The sequence below is a fragment of the Neorhizobium sp. S3-V5DH genome, assembly GCF_004343065.1.
Lineage (GTDB): Bacteria > Pseudomonadota > Alphaproteobacteria > Rhizobiales > Rhizobiaceae > Neorhizobium > Neorhizobium huautlense.
Map to the genome: position 1 here is coordinate 80,688 of NZ_SMCL01000014.1, position 16,150 is coordinate 96,837.

At 59.5% G+C, this 16,150-nt stretch carries 14 protein-coding genes; 6 read left to right on the top strand and 8 right to left on the bottom strand.

Going from position 1 to position 16,150, the window contains the following annotated elements; genetic code table 11:
• Positions 1-23: 23 nt before the first annotated feature.
• From EDE09_RS18740 to EDE09_RS18760, 5 genes are all read left to right on the top strand, one after another.
• Positions 24-1,343, top strand: coding sequence for a YeaH/YhbH family protein (locus tag EDE09_RS18740; protein ID WP_132412321.1), 1,320 nt, complete (start codon positions 24-26; stop codon positions 1,341-1,343).
• A gap of 12 nt (positions 1,344-1,355) precedes the next feature.
• Positions 1,356-2,912 carry a SpoVR family protein gene (locus EDE09_RS18745; RefSeq protein ID WP_132412323.1) on the top strand — a complete coding sequence of 519 codons (1,557 nt, stop codon included), beginning with the start codon at positions 1,356-1,358 and terminating at the stop codon, positions 2,910-2,912.
• Positions 2,913-3,100: 188 nt separating this feature from the next.
• The gene (locus tag EDE09_RS18750) at positions 3,101-3,628 is read left to right on the top strand and encodes a DUF4142 domain-containing protein (RefSeq protein WP_132412325.1); all 528 of its coding nucleotides are present in this window, start codon (positions 3,101-3,103) and stop codon (positions 3,626-3,628) included.
• 144 nt (positions 3,629-3,772) lie between these two features.
• Positions 3,773-4,942, top strand: coding sequence for a zinc-dependent alcohol dehydrogenase (locus EDE09_RS18755; protein ID WP_132412327.1), 1,170 nt, complete (start codon positions 3,773-3,775; stop codon positions 4,940-4,942).
• Positions 4,943-4,953: 11 nt separating this feature from the next.
• Positions 4,954-5,754, top strand: a complete 801-nt coding sequence (locus EDE09_RS18760; protein WP_132412329.1) for an SDR family NAD(P)-dependent oxidoreductase — start codon at positions 4,954-4,956, stop codon at positions 5,752-5,754.
• A gap of 105 nt (positions 5,755-5,859) precedes the next feature.
• Here EDE09_RS18760 and EDE09_RS18765 read toward each other — a convergent pair whose 3' ends face one another.
• The 8 genes from EDE09_RS18765 to EDE09_RS18800 form a co-directional block, all read right to left on the bottom strand.
• Complete coding sequence (locus EDE09_RS18765; RefSeq protein WP_132412331.1) at positions 5,860-6,027, bottom strand: twin-arginine translocase TatA/TatE family subunit; 168 nt, start codon at positions 6,025-6,027, stop codon at positions 5,860-5,862.
• Between the two features lie 148 nt (positions 6,028-6,175).
• Positions 6,176-7,147 (bottom strand): FAD:protein FMN transferase, encoded by a 972-nt coding sequence (locus EDE09_RS18770; RefSeq protein ID WP_165924226.1) that lies wholly within the window; start codon positions 7,145-7,147, stop codon positions 6,176-6,178.
• Complete coding sequence (locus EDE09_RS18775) at positions 7,140-7,691, bottom strand: nitrous oxide reductase accessory protein NosL (protein WP_132412335.1); 552 nt, start codon at positions 7,689-7,691, stop codon at positions 7,140-7,142. The genes EDE09_RS18770 and EDE09_RS18775 overlap by 8 nt, the downstream gene beginning before the upstream one ends.
• Entirely contained in the window at positions 7,688-8,515 is an 828-nt protein-coding gene (locus EDE09_RS18780) for an ABC transporter permease (RefSeq protein WP_132412337.1), read from the bottom strand. The genes EDE09_RS18775 and EDE09_RS18780 overlap by 4 nt, the downstream gene beginning before the upstream one ends.
• Positions 8,512-9,423, bottom strand: a complete 912-nt coding sequence (locus tag EDE09_RS18785; protein ID WP_132412338.1) for an ABC transporter ATP-binding protein — start codon at positions 9,421-9,423, stop codon at positions 8,512-8,514. Before EDE09_RS18785 ends, EDE09_RS18780 begins: the two co-directional genes overlap by 4 nt.
• On the bottom strand, positions 9,420-10,760 hold the full coding sequence (locus tag EDE09_RS18790; RefSeq protein WP_245505196.1) for a nitrous oxide reductase family maturation protein NosD: 1,341 nt from the start codon (positions 10,758-10,760) through the stop codon (positions 9,420-9,422). Before EDE09_RS18790 ends, EDE09_RS18785 begins: the two co-directional genes overlap by 4 nt.
• A gap of 32 nt (positions 10,761-10,792) precedes the next feature.
• Positions 10,793-12,712: a TAT-dependent nitrous-oxide reductase gene (gene nosZ, locus EDE09_RS18795; RefSeq protein WP_105372355.1), complete on the bottom strand. Its 1,920-nt coding sequence runs from the start codon at positions 12,710-12,712 to the stop codon at positions 10,793-10,795.
• Between the two features lie 24 nt (positions 12,713-12,736).
• Positions 12,737-15,028, bottom strand: a complete 2,292-nt coding sequence (locus EDE09_RS18800) for a NosR/NirI family protein (protein ID WP_165924227.1) — start codon at positions 15,026-15,028, stop codon at positions 12,737-12,739.
• A 155-nt stretch (positions 15,029-15,183) separates the two neighbouring features.
• Here EDE09_RS18800 and EDE09_RS18805 point away from each other — a divergent pair, with 155 nt between their 5' ends.
• Positions 15,184-16,020 (top strand): ferritin family protein, encoded by an 837-nt coding sequence (locus EDE09_RS18805; RefSeq protein ID WP_132412342.1) that lies wholly within the window; start codon positions 15,184-15,186, stop codon positions 16,018-16,020.
• The last annotated feature ends 130 nt before the right edge of the window (positions 16,021-16,150 follow it).

Below are 16,150 nucleotides of genomic sequence, written 5' to 3' on the forward strand. Positions count from 1 at the left end.
AATACCGTTGCGGGGGCGGGTCAATGCCGAACTTCATCGATCGCCGGCTCAACCCCAAAGACCGCAGCCTCGGCAACCGGCAGCGTTTCATCCGGCGTGTGCATGATGAACTCAAGCGATCGATCAGCGACCGTGTGAAATCCGATCGGATTGCCGATGTCGATACGGCGCATGGCGTGCCGGTGCCGAAGCGTGGCGCTGACGAGCCGAGTTTCCGCAACGCCTCGACCAGCGGTGAACGGCAACATGTCCTTCCCGGCAACGAGAGCTTTTCGGCGGGTGACCGGATCGGCAAAACCGAGACTGGCGGGGGGCAGGGTGTCGGCCGCGGGCCGGGCCGCGGCGAGGGGGAGGACGACTTCCTCTTCGTTCTCTCGCGCGATGAAGTGCTCGACCTATTCTTCGAGGATCTTGAGCTTCCCGACATGGTCAAGCTCAATCTCAAGGAGACCGTCACCTACAAGCCTCATCGCGTCGGCTTCACCACATCGGGCACGCCGAGCAACATCAATGTCGGGCGCACGATGCGCAACAGCTTCGGACGGCGTATCGCGCTGCATCGTCCGAACAGCAAGGAACACCAGGAGCTTGCCGAGGAGATCGCCGCGCTGGAGGGGGAGGAGAACCTTTCCCAGATGCAGCGCCGGCGCCTTGCCGCGATGCGCGAGGAGATGGAGGCACTTGAAAGGAAGCGCAGGCGCATCGCTTATGTCGATCCTGTCGACGTGCGCTTCAATCGCTTCGAACGCCAGCCGCTTCCCAATGCCAATGCCGTGATGTTCTGCCTGATGGACGTCTCCGCCTCGATGGGCGAGCGGGAAAAGGACCTCGCCAAACGCTTCTTCGTGCTCCTGCATCTCTTCCTGAAACGGCGCTACGAGCGCATCGATATCGTCTTCATCCGCCATACCGACGAGGCGCGGGAGGTGGACGAAGAGACCTTTTTCTTCAGCAAGCAGAGCGGCGGCACGATCGTCTCCACGGCTTTGGAGGAGATGCAGCGCATCATCCTCGATCGCTATCCCTCCAATCTCTGGAACATCTATGCCGCGCAGGCCTCCGACGGCGACAATGCGACCGGAGATTCCGAGCGCTGTGCACAGCTCTTGCGCGACGCCCTTATGAAGCTCTGCCAGTACTATGCCTATGTCGAGATTATCGACGAGCGGGAAAGCGAGATTTTCGGCGCGACGGACAATGGCACGGCCCTCTGGCGAGCCTATCGCGCTGTCGAGAGCAGGATAGCGAATTTCCAGATGACCCGCATCGCGAGGCCCGCCGATATCTATCCGGTTTTCCGAAAACTCTTTGCCCGGCACAAGGGAGCCCAGCCCGGCCGATGAAACGGAGTGATCATGGCACGCGACGCCACCTTGCTGTTTGAAAGTTCCGAATGGAACTTCGCCACGCTGTCGCGCGCTTACGACGCCATCGAAGAGATCGCCGTCGGCGAACTGGGGCTGGATATCTATCCCAACCAGATCGAGGTCATCTCTTCCGAACAGATGCTCGACGCCTATTCCTCCATCGGCATGCCGCTGATGTACCAGCACTGGTCCTTTGGCAAGCGCTTCGCCTTCGAAAGCCACCTCTACCGCAAGGGTATGCGCGGGCTCGCCTATGAACTGGTCATCAATTCCAATCCCTGCATCACCTATCTCATGGAAGAAAACACCATGCCGATGCAGGCGTTGGTGACGGCGCATGCCGCTTTCGGCCACAACCATTTCTTCAAGAACAACTATCTCTTCCGCCAGTGGACGGATGCCGGAGCGATCCTCGGTTACATGGACTTCGCCAAAAAATACATCGCCAAATGCGAGGAGCGGCATGGGCTTGCAGCCGTGGAGGGAATTCTCGATTCGGCCCATGCACTGATGGACCAGGGCGTCTTCCACTACCGCCGCCCGCCGCGTCTTTCCCCGGCCAAGGTGACGGAGCGGGCGCGCGAACGGCTGGAATACGAGGAGCAGGCCTATAGCGACCTCTGGCGCACGTTGCCGGCGACGGCGGGTGCCGCCGATGTCGAGGAAGCGGAACAGGAGGCGATGGAGCGCAGGAAGGCGCTCCATCTGCCAGAGGAGAACCTGCTGTATTTTCTCGAAAAGAATAGCCTGATTCTGGAGCCGTGGCAGCGCGAGATCCTGCGGATCGTGCGCGTGATTGCGCAATATTTCTACCCACAGGGTCAGACCAAGGTGATGAACGAAGGCTGCGCGACCTTCGTGCATTACACGATCCTCAACCGGCTGTTCGATAAGGGCCAGATCAGCGAGGGCGCCATGCTGGAGCTCTTGGCGAGCCACGCGAACGTGGTTTTTCAGCCGAGCTTTAATGATCCACGCTTTTCCGGTCTCAATCCCTACGCTTTAGGTTTTGCTATGATGCAGGATATCGAGCGTATCTGCATGGCGCCGACGGCGGAGGACCGGGACTGGTTTCCCGATATCGCCGGCAATGGCGACGCGATGCGTACGCTGATCGATGCGTGGGAGAACCATCGCGACGAATCCTTCATCCTGCAATATCTGAGCCCGGCGCTGATCCGCAGATTCCGTCTGTTTCATCTCTCCGATCGCGCCACCGACCGTTTCTGCGAGGTGGCCTCCATCCATGACGAGCGGGGCTATTCTGCAGTCCGCTCGGCGCTTGCCCGCAGCTATGATCCCGGTGCGCACCGGCCGGATATTCAGGTGGTCGATGTTGATCTTCTCGGCGACCGGCGGCTTCGGCTCCAGCATTGGGTAAAGAACGGCATCCTCTTGGAGGAGGGCGAACGCGATGCCACGCTCGGCCATATCCGCCGGCTCTGGGGATATGACTTGAGCCTTACAGGGATCGATGCTTCCAGCGGCGCGGTGCTTTATGAGTGCTCGTCCACGGATAGCGGCGTAGTGCGCTCAGCCAGCTGACACCTGCTTAAACATCCCGGCCTTCCCCGCTTCGATCTTGGCAGCCGGTTTGTGCCACGACAGGTGTGGCGACATGCCATGCGCTGAGATCGGAAGATTGTTTCCGACCTCCTCAGCCGGATTTTCACACATCGTCTGGAACCATGCAGGGAATGCCGTGTTCGTTCTGGTGCGAAAGGAGAATCCTTATGAAACAGACCGTTCTAGCGGCTGCCATGGTCATGGTGGCGACGTCGGCTCTTGCCCAATCGGCAGCAGAAAAATCAGGAGTGAATTCACTTGTTGGCGTTCCTCCGAAGGCCGAGGATTTCGTGATGGAAGCGGCGACCAGCGACATGTTCGAAATCGAATCCAGCAAGCTCGCCGTCGAACGTGCAGACGCAGCGACGAAGACCTTCGCGCAGCAGATGATCCAGGACCATCAGAAGACGGCCACAGAACTTAAGCAGCTCGTCGACAGCGGCAAGGTAAAGATCGCTTTGCCGACGGCGATGACCGAGGCACAGCGGGAAATGCTCGACAAGCTGAAGGGCCTGCAAGGGGAGGACTTTACGGACCAGTATCATTCGGACCAAGTCGACGCCCATGAGGATGCGGTGGATCTCTTCAAGCGCTATGGCGAAGAAGGAGACAACGCGGATCTCAAGGCCTGGGCAGCAAAGACCGCTCCAGCCCTGGAGCACCATCTCCAGATGGCCAAGGATCTGGACAAGTAAACGCGACGCCAGATTCGGCTGCTGCACCCGCTGTGGTGGATCCTCCGGCACAGCGGTGAGCCGTCGCAGACCGGCAACTCATTCGATGCCCGTCCGAAGCCGAAAGGCTTGTCATTGGCGCGGGACGCTCACGAGGACCTTACTGTGAAAGCACTGACCTGGCATGGCAAACACGACATCCGCTGCGAAAGCGTTCCCGATCCTGAAATCCAGGACGGCAGAGATGCCATCATCAAGGTGACCGCCTGCGCGATCTGCGGTTCCGACCTCCATCTTTACGATGGCATCATGCCCGAGATGCGTAGCGGCGACATCATGGGCCATGAGACCATGGGTGAGGTGGTTGAGGTGGGGAGGGATAATACGAAGCTGAAAGTGGGCGATCGGGTGGTCGTGCCTTTCACCATCTCCTGCGGCGAATGCTTTTTCTGCCAGCGCGGTTTCTATTCGGGTTGCGAGCGTTCCAACCCTGATCGGAGCAAGGTGACCAAGCTGTGGGGCAATTCGCCGGCAGGCCTGTTTGGATATTCCCATCTGCTTGGCGGCTATAGCGGTGGCCAGGCGGAATATCTGAGAGTGCCTTACGCTGATGTCGGTCCGATCAAGGTTCCGGAGGGGTTGACCGATGAGCAGGTCCTGTTCCTCTCCGACATCTTTCCGACAGGCTATATGGCCGCCGAGTTCTGCAACATTCAGGCGGGCGACACGATTGCGATCTGGGGCTGCGGACCTGTCGGCCAGATGGCCATCCGTTCTGCCTTCCTGCTCGGCGCCGCACGGGTAATTGCGATTGACGCGGTACCGGAACGACTGACGCTTGCAGCCTCGGCGGGTGCGATCACTCTCGATTTTCTGGACGAGGACATCTACGACCGAATCATGGAACTGACACACGGCCGCGGAGCGGATGCGTGCATCGATGCGGTCGGTACGGAAGCGGATGCCTCGGCAAGCTGGGACTCACGTATCGACCGGATCAAGGTCGCCATGTTCATGGGCACCGACCGGCCGCATGTCCTGCGTCAGGTAATTCTTTGTTGCCGCAATTTCGGCACCGTCTCCATCGTCGGTGTCTATGGCGGCTTCCTCGACAAGGTACCCATGGGATCCGCCATCAATCGCGGCCTGACGTTCAGGATGGCGCAGACGCCCGTGCAGCACTACCTGCCGATCCTCATGGATCGGATCCAAAAAGGTGAAATTGATCCCTCCTTCGTCATAACGCATCGCGCGACGCTGGAAGAGGGTCCTGAACTCTACAAGACGTTCCGTGACAAGCAGGATGGCTGCATCAAGGTCGTCATGAAACCATGAAGGAGAAAGCCATGAGCCTTGCTGAAGCAGACAAGGGCCTTGCGGTCGTCACCGGCGCCTCGTCGGGGATCGGTTACGAGCTTGCGAAATGTGCGGCCCAGGATGGTTATGATCTTGCTATCGCAGCAGACGAGCCGCAAATCGAGGAGGCGGCGACGAAGCTCAGGGAGTTCGGCGTGGAGGTTGAAGCCATGCAGGTCGATCTCTCAACGCGCGATGGCGTGCGCCGGTTTGTTGCGGGAATCTCCGCTCTCGGAAAACCGATCGACCTTTTGATGGCAAACGCAGGCAGGGGCCTCGGCGACGGCTTTCTTGACGAAAACATTGATGATGTACAACGGGTCGTGGACACCAATATCAGCGGCACGTTGGCGCTGGTCCATGATATCGGCAATCGCATGCGGGCCCGTGGTAAAGGGCGCATTCTTTTCACCGGTTCGATTGCCGGTTTTATTCCCGGTACATTCCAGGCGGTCTATAACAGCACCAAGGCCTTCATCAACTCCTTCTCCTTCGCACTGCGCGAAGAGTTGAGTAATACCGGCGTCACGGTCACCTGCCTTATGCCGGGCGCGACGGATACCGAATTCTTCGAACGCGCCGATCTCATGGACACACGAGTCGGCCAGGCCAAGAAGGACGATCCGGCACCGGTCGCCAAGATTGGCTATGACGCGATGATGGAAGGCGAAGGCGACGTCGTCTCGGGATGGAAGAACAAGCTGATGTCGGCAGCCGCCAACGTCACGCCGTCCGAAGTTCTAGCCAGGCAGCACCGCAAGATGACGGAACCAGGTTCCGCGAAGAACTGACGATGCCAGGCAGCGGAACATAATATATTTTGGAATGCCGCTAACGTAAGGGCCTTCCGTGCCGATGCGGACAGGATCTTGCATCGAAATAATCCGGCCCCGCCCTTAACGGCTTGCGTCGGAGCCTGACGTATTGTCGTCAGAAATACCTTTTTTGAAGGCTCTGACTCCTTGCCCCAGATCACCCAACAACTGAGGGATCTTTCCTCGACCGAATAGCAGCAGGATGATTGCGACTACGATCAACCAATGCCAGGCACTAAAGGAACCCATTTTTTTACTCCTGAGTTAGCTGCGACGAATAGAACTTCTCGAACCACATCCGGTCTTGAACACTGCGTGCCGTGGGAACTCCCTGGTTGTTCCAGCGCAGCGTTGATGCGAAAGCAGGGCTGCGCTCACAGCAAGATCGGCGGAAAATCTAGACAGGGACGGCATCAACCGAAACGGTCTGTTCTCCCGCAAGTATTGTTTGGATTGTTTGCCGATCGATTAGACCAAAGGCGGTCGAATAGGCGTCGGCCCGGGTAGCGTTATCGGCAATGACGGTCACTCTGCGGTAGAGGGGAGCGATCTTGCCTTTCCGGGGATCAAGTATATGGCTGAACCGCCCGGCGTTGTCGAAATGGAAACCGGAGAAGCTTGATGTGGCGACTGCCTTATTCACCACCGGAAGGACCTTGTCTGTTCGAGTATCGGTCTGGTTTGCCGCCAATCCGATGCGCCAGGATGACCCGTCAGGCTTCGTCCCGATTGCGTAGCTTTCGCCCATGTCGACCAAGCTGCTTTCGATGCCACTCTCCCGCATCAGAGCGACCACTCGGTCCGTGACGTAACCCTGGGCGATCCCGTTGAGCGTCAACGCCATACCGGGCCGTTTGAAGACGATCCGATCACGGCTGAACTCCAGGTGCTGAAAACCAATGGAGGTTCTGGCCTGCTCCAGCTCGACCTGAGAAGGGCCGGAGGCCGCGGCATCAGTCTTGCTGAAGTGGCGGGCGTAAAGTGCCCAGAGCGGCTGGATGCTGGGGTCGAAAATTCCGTTCGTTTTCTCCCAGGCTTCGCGGCTCGCTTGCAGCACGGCCACCAGATGTCGCGACGGAGCCGCCAAGGCACCCACACGGTTGAGCGCGCATAGCTCGGAATGACTGCGATAGAGGCTGAAGATATCTTCGAGCCGGCGGGCTTCCGCCACCACGCGACCGATCAGGTTTTTCGCAAATGAGCGGTCCGGATGGTTGAGGATGAGCGTGGTCGCGGCTCCAAGCGCATGGCCATGCCAGACGACCGGCTCGATTTGCACACCGGCCCTACCGTGGGAGGGAAGCAACGATAGCCCGGCGGCTGCACCCAGGATCCGCAACGTTCTGCGGCGTGATATTCCGCTAGTCATCTGCGTGCCCCTCCGTGGTGTCATTTGATGCCGTATCGGTCGCCGCATCGGCGCTCAGGATGTAATCCCTTGGAATATCGCTGAAACCGACGATCCTCCCCCCGTGTTGTTGCGCGAAGCTGCGCGCATCCTCCTGAACGGAGAAGGGGACCGCTTCGTCTGCATCCATGCCGCCGCGCTGTGTGCTGCCGATGACGAAATAGGCCTTCTTTGCGTCTATCCAGTTTTCCGCTCCCGGCTCTTCCCAGCTTGGAGCCCTGCTCATGTCGGATACGTAGATGGCTGCGATATCCCGCGGCTCCTCCGGCAACATCGTGAAGGCCAGGGTGTCCCGGGCCGACGAAAACCAGATCGCTTCCGGGATATGTTCAAGAATGATCTGACCTTTTGGCCCTGGATGTTCGAGCACGTTCATGCCGCAATAGCGGCCCATCGCATCCTCGGTAAGGGCGAAGGGAGCGGGTGGGGTTGCCTCTTCCTGACCGCTGCATCCGGAAAGCAGGAGCGTCGAGGCAAGCGCAATTATGGCCAGGGGAACGTTCATGCTTCTCTCCTGGAAAAAAAGAAACTGGCAAGGCCAAGGGGAACAATGGTCCAAAGGGAGAGCGCCACGATCATTACAGGAGTCGACAGGCGGCTATTGGCGGCGACGCCTCCCATGCCCGACAGTGCGCCGGCGTTTCCGGAGCCAAGATTGAGCAGGCGGTAGGCGTCGGTCGGATTGGCGACAAGCAGAAGATCGAGCAGGAGGGCCGGCACGGCGCGGCCTTGGGCAGCGACCAGTCCGCCGAGCAGCGCCATGTCGTAGATCAGCACGAAAAACAGCCATATGCCGATCGCGATGCCGCCTGCTGTGCTGCGTTCGCGGGCGAGCGTGCTTGTGAGATAGCCGATGGCAAGAAACACTGCGCCGAGCAGTACCGAGGAACCGAGCATGGAGAGGAAGGCCAACCAGCTTTCACCGGTGATATGCGTACCTGTCAATGTCAGGGCCGCCGCCGAGGCTCCGAAGCCGATCAACGTGGCAAAAGCGAGGATAGCCAGGTGGCCGAAAAACTTACCGAAGATGACCTCGCCACGACCAATCGGATAGCTGAGCAGCAGCAGCATGGTGCCGCGTTCGGATTCCCCGACAATGGCATCGTGCGAGAGCAGCAGGGCGATCAGCGGCAGCAGGAAGATCGTTAGACTGGAAAGGCTGACGATCACCACATCCAACTGGTTGACGCCGACATTGCCAGTTGGGGCGCTGCCGAGGAAGGAAAGGGTAAGGGAAAGGGCAGCTAGCAGCAGCGTGGTTGCCAGGACCCAGCGGTTACGCAATCCTTCCTGGATCTCCTTGCGGGCGATGATGAGAATGTTGGTCATTTGCACGCCTGCCCCGTCAGAAAATGTGCGTAGAGATCATCAAGCGTCGGCTCGATCACGGTCAGATCCGCGAGTTTTGCGGGCTGGACGGTCATCCTGTGCAGAAGCGCGATCTTGTCCTCCGGCGCGACTTCGGTTTCGAAGGCGCCTGTGGGCGTCCGCTTCCAGCCTGTTTCTCCAGAAGGCCATTGGGGGCCGGGATCCTCGGCGAAGCGGACGCCGATGCGGGTGGGCAAGCGCGCAATTCGCCGCAGTTCGTCGACCGTTCCATCGGCGATTTTTACGCCCCGGTTGATGATGATGACGCGATCGGCGCGGTCTTCCAGTTCAGTCAATGCGTGGGAAGAGAGCAGCACCGTTGCGCCGTCGGAACGCAAGTCGCCAATCAGGTCGTAGAAACTGCGGCGAAGCGCCGGATCGAGACCGCTGGTAGGCTCGTCAAGCAGCAGGACGCGCGGTTCACCAAGTAGGGCCTGGGCGAGCCCAAGCCGTTGCCGCATACCCTTGGAATAGGTGCGAACCGGGCGGTCGGCAGCTTCCTGAGCAAGACCGACGCGTTCGAACAGTGCATCGGCGGAGGAAAGGGGGACCCGCTTCAGGCGCGCATAGAAGGAAAGGGTTTCCCGGCCGGTCAGCGCCATGTGAAAGGACACGCTTTCGGGCAGATAGCCAAGCCGCTGGCGAACATGGAAGTCGCCCTGGGCAGGATCCTCGCCCAACATCTTCAAGGTGCCGGTGGTCGGGCGGATCAGCCCCAGCATGAGCTTGATCAGCGTGGTCTTGCCCGCCCCGTTGTGCCCGACAAGCGCAATCGTCTCACCGGCATTGAGCGCGAAGGACACGTCCTTCACCGCGTGAACATTGCCGTAGCGTTTGGAAATACCGGTAGCAGAAACTGTCGCCGTCATGGTCTTGCCTTCTTCTCATTGATCGGCGCCATCAGAGGGTGGCTGTCCACCACGCCGCCAGGCAGGAGTGCCGGAAATTGGGCCTGTGCCCAGCGGATGACCTGAACAGCCGGGCTGGTCATTAGGACCTTCGCCTGCGGCGAAGTCCACAGCACCTGGTCAATCAGATCGTTTGGCCTATAGGGATTGTCGGCGATGCCATCGCCGTCGAGGTCGAAAGCCGGATTATCGCTCCAGTAGTTGCCGCGGTTCTCATAGGACCAGTCGAGAAAACGGGTGCCGACATATTTGACCTGCTTGCGATTGTTGATGAAGGCATTGCCGCTCATCCGATTGCCTTCGGAGCCTGCGGTGAAATGGATGCCGATGGCGCAGTTTTCGAAGTGGTTATCCGCAAACCGGTTGCGGTTGGCATTGTACATGAAGACGCATTTTTCGGGTCCGAGCCGAGCACCGCCCTCTAAAGCCACAAACGCGACCTCGGTTTTCGGCATTCCATGTTCGCCTGTCTGCTGACCGGCCGAAAGCCATCGATCGATCGGCTGCATCCGGCCGATGACTGTATTTCCGTGGATTTCCGAACTGTTGGCCGCATTGAGAAGCAGCCCATGGTCGCGATCCCCGTTCGAAACGTTGCCGACGATCTTCAGCCGTTTCGAAAACATGATCGCGTAGCCGACCGAATTGCCGGTCGAGACATTGTCGCTGATCTCGCTGTCGTTGGTGTACATATAATGGATCGCAAACCGCAGATCGGAAAAGCGATTGCCGCTGAAGACGTTATTCTTGCTGGCGGTCGTCGCGATCCCGTCACGGCCGAAACTGACGTCGTTGCCGATTACCTTGGCGCCGGGTGAGTTCCAGATGGTGATGCCGCTACCGGCCTCGCTCATGCGGCCGGATCTGAGGCCGACCACGCGGTTGTTGCGGGCAATGGAATCAGCCGCGCCATAGAGATAGATGCCGGACATATTGTCGGTGACGGTATTATCTTCGATGACTGCGCCGGTTGCCTCCTCCGTCGCATAGATACCGGAATCCCGCATCGACAGGTTTCGGCCCGATCCGGTGACGGAGAGCCCACGCACAGTCACGCCGGGCGAAGCGATGGTGATTACGCTGCCTTCGCCGCTGCCTGTGATGGCAGCACCTGGCCTTCCGACAAGCGCAAGAGGCTTGTCGATCACAATGGGACCTCTGTAATCGCCAGACGAGAGGACAAGCGTGTCTCCCGGCGCGGCTCTTGAGATAACCTCCTGCAATGCGACGTCGGCCGGTGACACGGAAATATCCGCCGCCAGCGTCACGGCTGGGATGGCGGCCAAGAAGGCCGCCATCCCAGATCGTATCGTCGGGTGACGAAGAGACATCACGCCGCCTTCGGTTCGACGAACATGCGGCCCTTCATTTCCATGTGCATGGCATGGCAGAACCAGGAGCAGTAATACCACCAGACGCCTGGCTTGGTGGCCTTGAACGTGACGGAAGCGGTAGCCTGCGGGCCGATCTCCATATTGATGCCGTAGTTGATGATGGCGAAGCCGTGGGTCAGATCCTCCACCTCGTCGATGTTGGTGACATAGACGGTCACTTCATCGCCTTGCTTCACGGAAAAAGTCTCCAGGCCGAATGCCGGCGCTGACGACGTCATGTACACCCGGACCTTGTTGCCGTCGCGGATGACTTCGCTGTCCATCATCAGGTCGATGCCATCCGCCTTGGCCTGGGCCACGGCATCTGCGAAGAACGGGTCGTCGCGCTTCCAGACATGCACCGGATTGATCTTCGAAGCGTGGACGATCGTGGCGTCATGCGGCTCTGCAAAGGAGGGGCCGTCGTGAACGATGACCATCTCGTCGCCGGAGATGTCGATCAGCTGATCATTTTCCGGCTTCAGAGGACCGACGTTCAGATAGCGGTCCTTGGAGAATTTATTGAGGGAAATAAGCCACTTGCCATCCGCGTCCTTGGTCTGACCCATCGAGGTATGGTTGTGGCCCGGCTGGTAGTGGACGTCGAGTTTCTGGCGGATCGGATTGACTTTTTCGCCTGCGTAGGCGCGCTTCGCGTCCTCGATGTTCCACTTGCAGACCTGGCTGTCGAGGAAGAGCGTGGTATAGGCATTGCCCTTGCCGTCATAGGCTGTGTGCAGCGGGCCGAGGCCCAGTTCCGGCTCGGCCACAACGCAGTCCCGCGGCTTGATCTTGTCGTCGAACAGATCATCGAACTTGCGAACGTCAAAGACCGTGACGGTTGGGGACAGCTTGCCGTTGGCAACGACATGGATCCCGTCAGGCGCTGTATTGATGCCATGCGGGCTGTTGGAAATCGGAATGTAGCGGGTAAAGGGCGAACCCTTGCGGCCATCGATCACCGGCACGCCGCCCATTTCCTTGAACTGGCCCTTGGCGACGGCTTCCTCGATCCGCTTCAGGTTGAAGACCACGACCCAGTCCTGCTCGCTGGACATCATCTGTTCGAGATTGACGCCCTCCTCGGAATTGTAGCAGGTCGCAAATGCATATTTGCCCTGATAGTCGCAGTCGACATTGTCGAGGTTGCCGTCGACCATGACCTGCCATGCAACCTTCATGGTTTCGCCATTCACCGCGGTGAAGATTGCGTGATACTGCTTGTGATCGTCAAGCACCTTGCCATTGTTGGGGATCGGCACACGGTCTTCGCCGTTGCAGAACACATAGCCCGTCTTCGGGTATTTCTGGACGCGAAGGCCGTGAACGGTGTGCTGGTTCGGCAGCTGGATGATCTTGTCGCACTTCATGACGTCGAGGCGAATACGGCAAACGCGGGTATTGGCCTTGTCGTTGGCATAGAGATAACGACCATCATAGGTGCCGTCGGTGAATGAAGGATGCGGATGGTGCAGGTCGCCGTTGACATAGGTGCCGCCGAGATCCTTGAGGAATTCCACGGATTCGGGGAGGAGCCCTTCAGTTAGGATCTTGCGGCTTTCATTGGTCTGTCCCCAACCAGTGGCGCTGCAACGGTTGAACACGGGAATGCGCATCAGTTCGCGCATGGAGGGCAGACCGACAACCCGGACCTCGCCCGTCTGGCCGCTGGAGAAGAATGTGTAATATTCGTCCAGTTCACCCGGCTTGACCTCGTAGCTGTGGTCGGACGACCCTTGGGCCGCCGCTGGAGTGGCGACGGCGCCTGTCAGGCTGAGCGCGCCTCCGATAGAAGCCGCCCCGGCCGCCGCGGCAATGGCCGTCGACCCCAGTATCTGACGCCTGTTCAGGCGCATCGGGTTTTCCTCATTAGACATAGTAACCTCTCTTAGGCTTGTTGATCACGCAGGGCTTTCCGACGTTCCGCCGGCCCTGCCGATCGGAGCGCCATTGTGGGTGACAACCGTTTTTGGCGGGGGTTCTCCCCGGGATGCGGGTGTCGAAAGAGCCATGAATTTTTCTCGCTTCAGCCGCACCTGGATCATGTGCGGGCAGCGGTGGTCGTCATGGTAGAGTTCCTGGCAATGCATGCAGTAGATGCACTCGTTGACGTTGATCTGGCCTTCCGGATGGATCGACTGAACAGGGCATTCCTTGGCGCAACGCTGGCAGGGCGAGCCGCATTCGGGCCAGCGCTTCAGCCACTCGAACATCCGGATGCGCCCGGGAATGGCGAGAGCGGCGCCTAAAGGGCAGAGATACCGGCAGTAGAAGCGCTCGATGAACAGGCCGGCAGCCAGCATGGTCAGAGCGAAGATGACGAACGGCCATTCGCGGGCGAATTTCAGAATGATCGCAGTCTTGAACGGCTCGACTTCCGAGAAAATTTCGGCGAGTGCGACGGAATAAAGCGACAACCCGAAGAGGCCGAGGAAGATGATGTACTTGATCGGCCACAACCGCTCATGCAGCCCCCAGGGAAGCCGGACCTGCGGAACTTTGAACTTTTGCGCAACTGTATTGGTCAGTTCCTGGAGGGCTCCGAAGGGGCAGAGCCAGCCGCAGAAGGGGCCTCGACCCCAGAAGAGAAGACCGGCGGCAATCGCCGCCCACAGGATGAAGATCAGCGGAGCCGACAGGAAAAATTCCCAATTGAAGCCGGTGATCAGCGAATTGACGAAGGTGAGGACATTCACTACCGACAACTGGGCGTTGGCATACCAGCCGAGCCACACGAGGGTGAACAGGAGATAGCTGCGGCGTATCCATGCAAACAGGGCAGGGCGCTTTACCAGCCAATCCTGGAAGAAGAAGATCGCGGTAAGGACCAATAGCGCAGCGATCGTGATGCCGATCTTGATGCGGTTCATGTCCCACATCCGCATCCACAACGGCTGTCCCTCTGCGACCTGCGCGTCCGAAAGGATATCGCTCGCCGGCGTGGCCGCTTGGGGTGCTGCGGCCTGCGCCGGTGCCGGCGGCGCCTCTTTCGTTACGTAGCTGTCCGGTAGGACATAGGAGAGGTTGTAGGGCAGAATCGATTTGTCCCGGCCTTCGGCGCTGCGCTGCACCAGCATCTGCAGTTCGAACGGCTCGGTCACGTCGAAGGCAAATTCGGCGGGCACCACGAACAGCGCGATTTCGCGCAGGCGGGGAGCGCCCTCCGCCGCCAGCGCCGGGATGCGGGTGTGATCTCGATCGCGGAACCGCAGGCCTTGGCCGTCCTGGAGAAGCTCGATGCGGTCGAAAATGCCGCCGCGCACATAACCGGAACCCTTGAAGGAGTAGGCGCCGTCGCCTGCCACCAGGATTGCCGACTGCCCCGGCTTCAACTGCGCGGCCAACCGCTCATAGGCGGAATTTCCAAGAAGAGTACGGCCGATCGCCGGGACGCTGACAGGCGCGAGATAGAGATCGATGAAACGATCGTCCCGGTTCTTCGTTTCCGGCTTGTCCGCTGCAATCGTTTGGCGGGCCGCGCGGAATGCATCGGAGACCTCTCCCACTGTCATCCGTAAGCTGCGAACCGATCCGTCGCCCAGAAGTGTCTGCCAATCGCTAGTGGCGGTCCTTGCCAGATCGAGCTTGCGGTTCTCTGCGGAAGGCGCCGCCGTCGGTGCGAGAGCGACACCGATGCGGTTGGCGCGAATGAGCTGGACTGCCGCACGCGACACGCTGTCGCCCATGACAAGTACCGTGACCGTGGCGCCGCTGACGATATCGACCTGGGGTGGCCGCTCGGCGCCTGACGCCACGCGGCCCATGTCCTTGTCGATCAGGGCGTTCATGGAAGCAACGACCTTTTCCTCAGGAATGCCGATCAATACGATCGGCTCCTTGTGGTCAACGAGCTTGAAGCCGCGGATGATGCCCTTCGGATCAATGCCGACGACGATATGGATAGGCTTGCCCGAATAGCCGATAGAGCTCGTGAAATCGGAGTTGAGGTAGGCGTAACCCAGCAATTCCTGTCCACGCAGAACCGGTACGATCGGGGGCTCGCCAACAGGCTCGCCGAAACGGTCAGCGCCCGTGAAGAGGTCGTCCGGCTCCACCTTGTGGAGATAGCCGGAAAGTGCACCTGCGGCGTGGCTGGACGATGTAAACGCCATGGCGGAAAAGAGGAAGGCCACCAACGCGATCAGCCAGATCAGAGGCCTGCAACTGCCGCTCGAAATTATGCTCTTTATCATCCGCTTCGTTTCGCGACGCCTCTATGCTGTTGAAGCCTGTCTATCGAGGGCAACACGGGTGCACTTTGTGCTAAGTCAAACTTTGAGAGGCATCTTTCGCGCAGATTGGCTGGACTTGGCGGATGCGCGTCAGGAAAGCCGGCGAGGGAGCAAGAATGGCAGACGACGGAAAACAACCGTGGCAGATCGAATCGATGCAAGCGCTTCTGTCGATGGCCCGGGCTCTCGAACAGGAGGCGATCGCCGGATATAGGGCGCTTGCCGAACGCATGAGAAGAGAGCATCGCCCGGATCTTGCTGCTGTCTTCGAAACCTTGTGTGCGGAGGAAGAGGGGCATCTCGGCAATGTCGATCGATGGATCGAGCAGTCGGCTGTTGCCATTCCGGCGGTGGTTCGCCCCGAGCAGGCAATGTTCGACGATGAGGGAGCGAGCATGGTCGCGCCGGAACTTCTCAGCTCATATCGGGCCTTCTCCATGGCGGTACGCAATGAGGAACGCGCCTTTGTGTTCTGGACCTATGTCGCCGCCCACGCGCCATCCGACGAGATACGGGACGCTGCCGAACAGATGGCGCGCGAGGAACTGGGCCATGTGGCAACTCTTCGCCGCGAACGTCGGCGTGCCTTTCACAATTTGCGCCATGCGGAGGGAAATCCGGCGCGTCCTGGTCTGGCCCAGCTGGAACTGCGCCTTGCAGATCACCTTGAAGCAAAAGCCAACGAGGTTACGCGGGATGAAGCGGAAAGATTGCGCAAGTTGGCGGTGGCGTCGCGGGCACGTAGCGGAGATATCCTCGCCAAGCCCTACGGCAGGACCAGCGTGCTGGACAATGCCTTGCCAGGCGCCGACACACGGCTTGTTCCGCTCTGCGAACTCATCCTCGATGCCTATCTGGATCTCGCGGAGCACGAAAGGAACGAAGATATGCGCGCGAAGGCGCAGTTCTCGGCCGGAGCTCTCATCGAATGCCTCGTATTCATCCGCGAGTAGATGAAGGTAGGTATAGGCAGCCGCACAGGGCTCGCCACACGCCGATCAAGTTGCCGACGGCCGGCCTTTGATCGAGCCATGAGCCACGCCTCCCTTGACGTGTTTGCAAGTCGATATGTCAGGTCTGCAT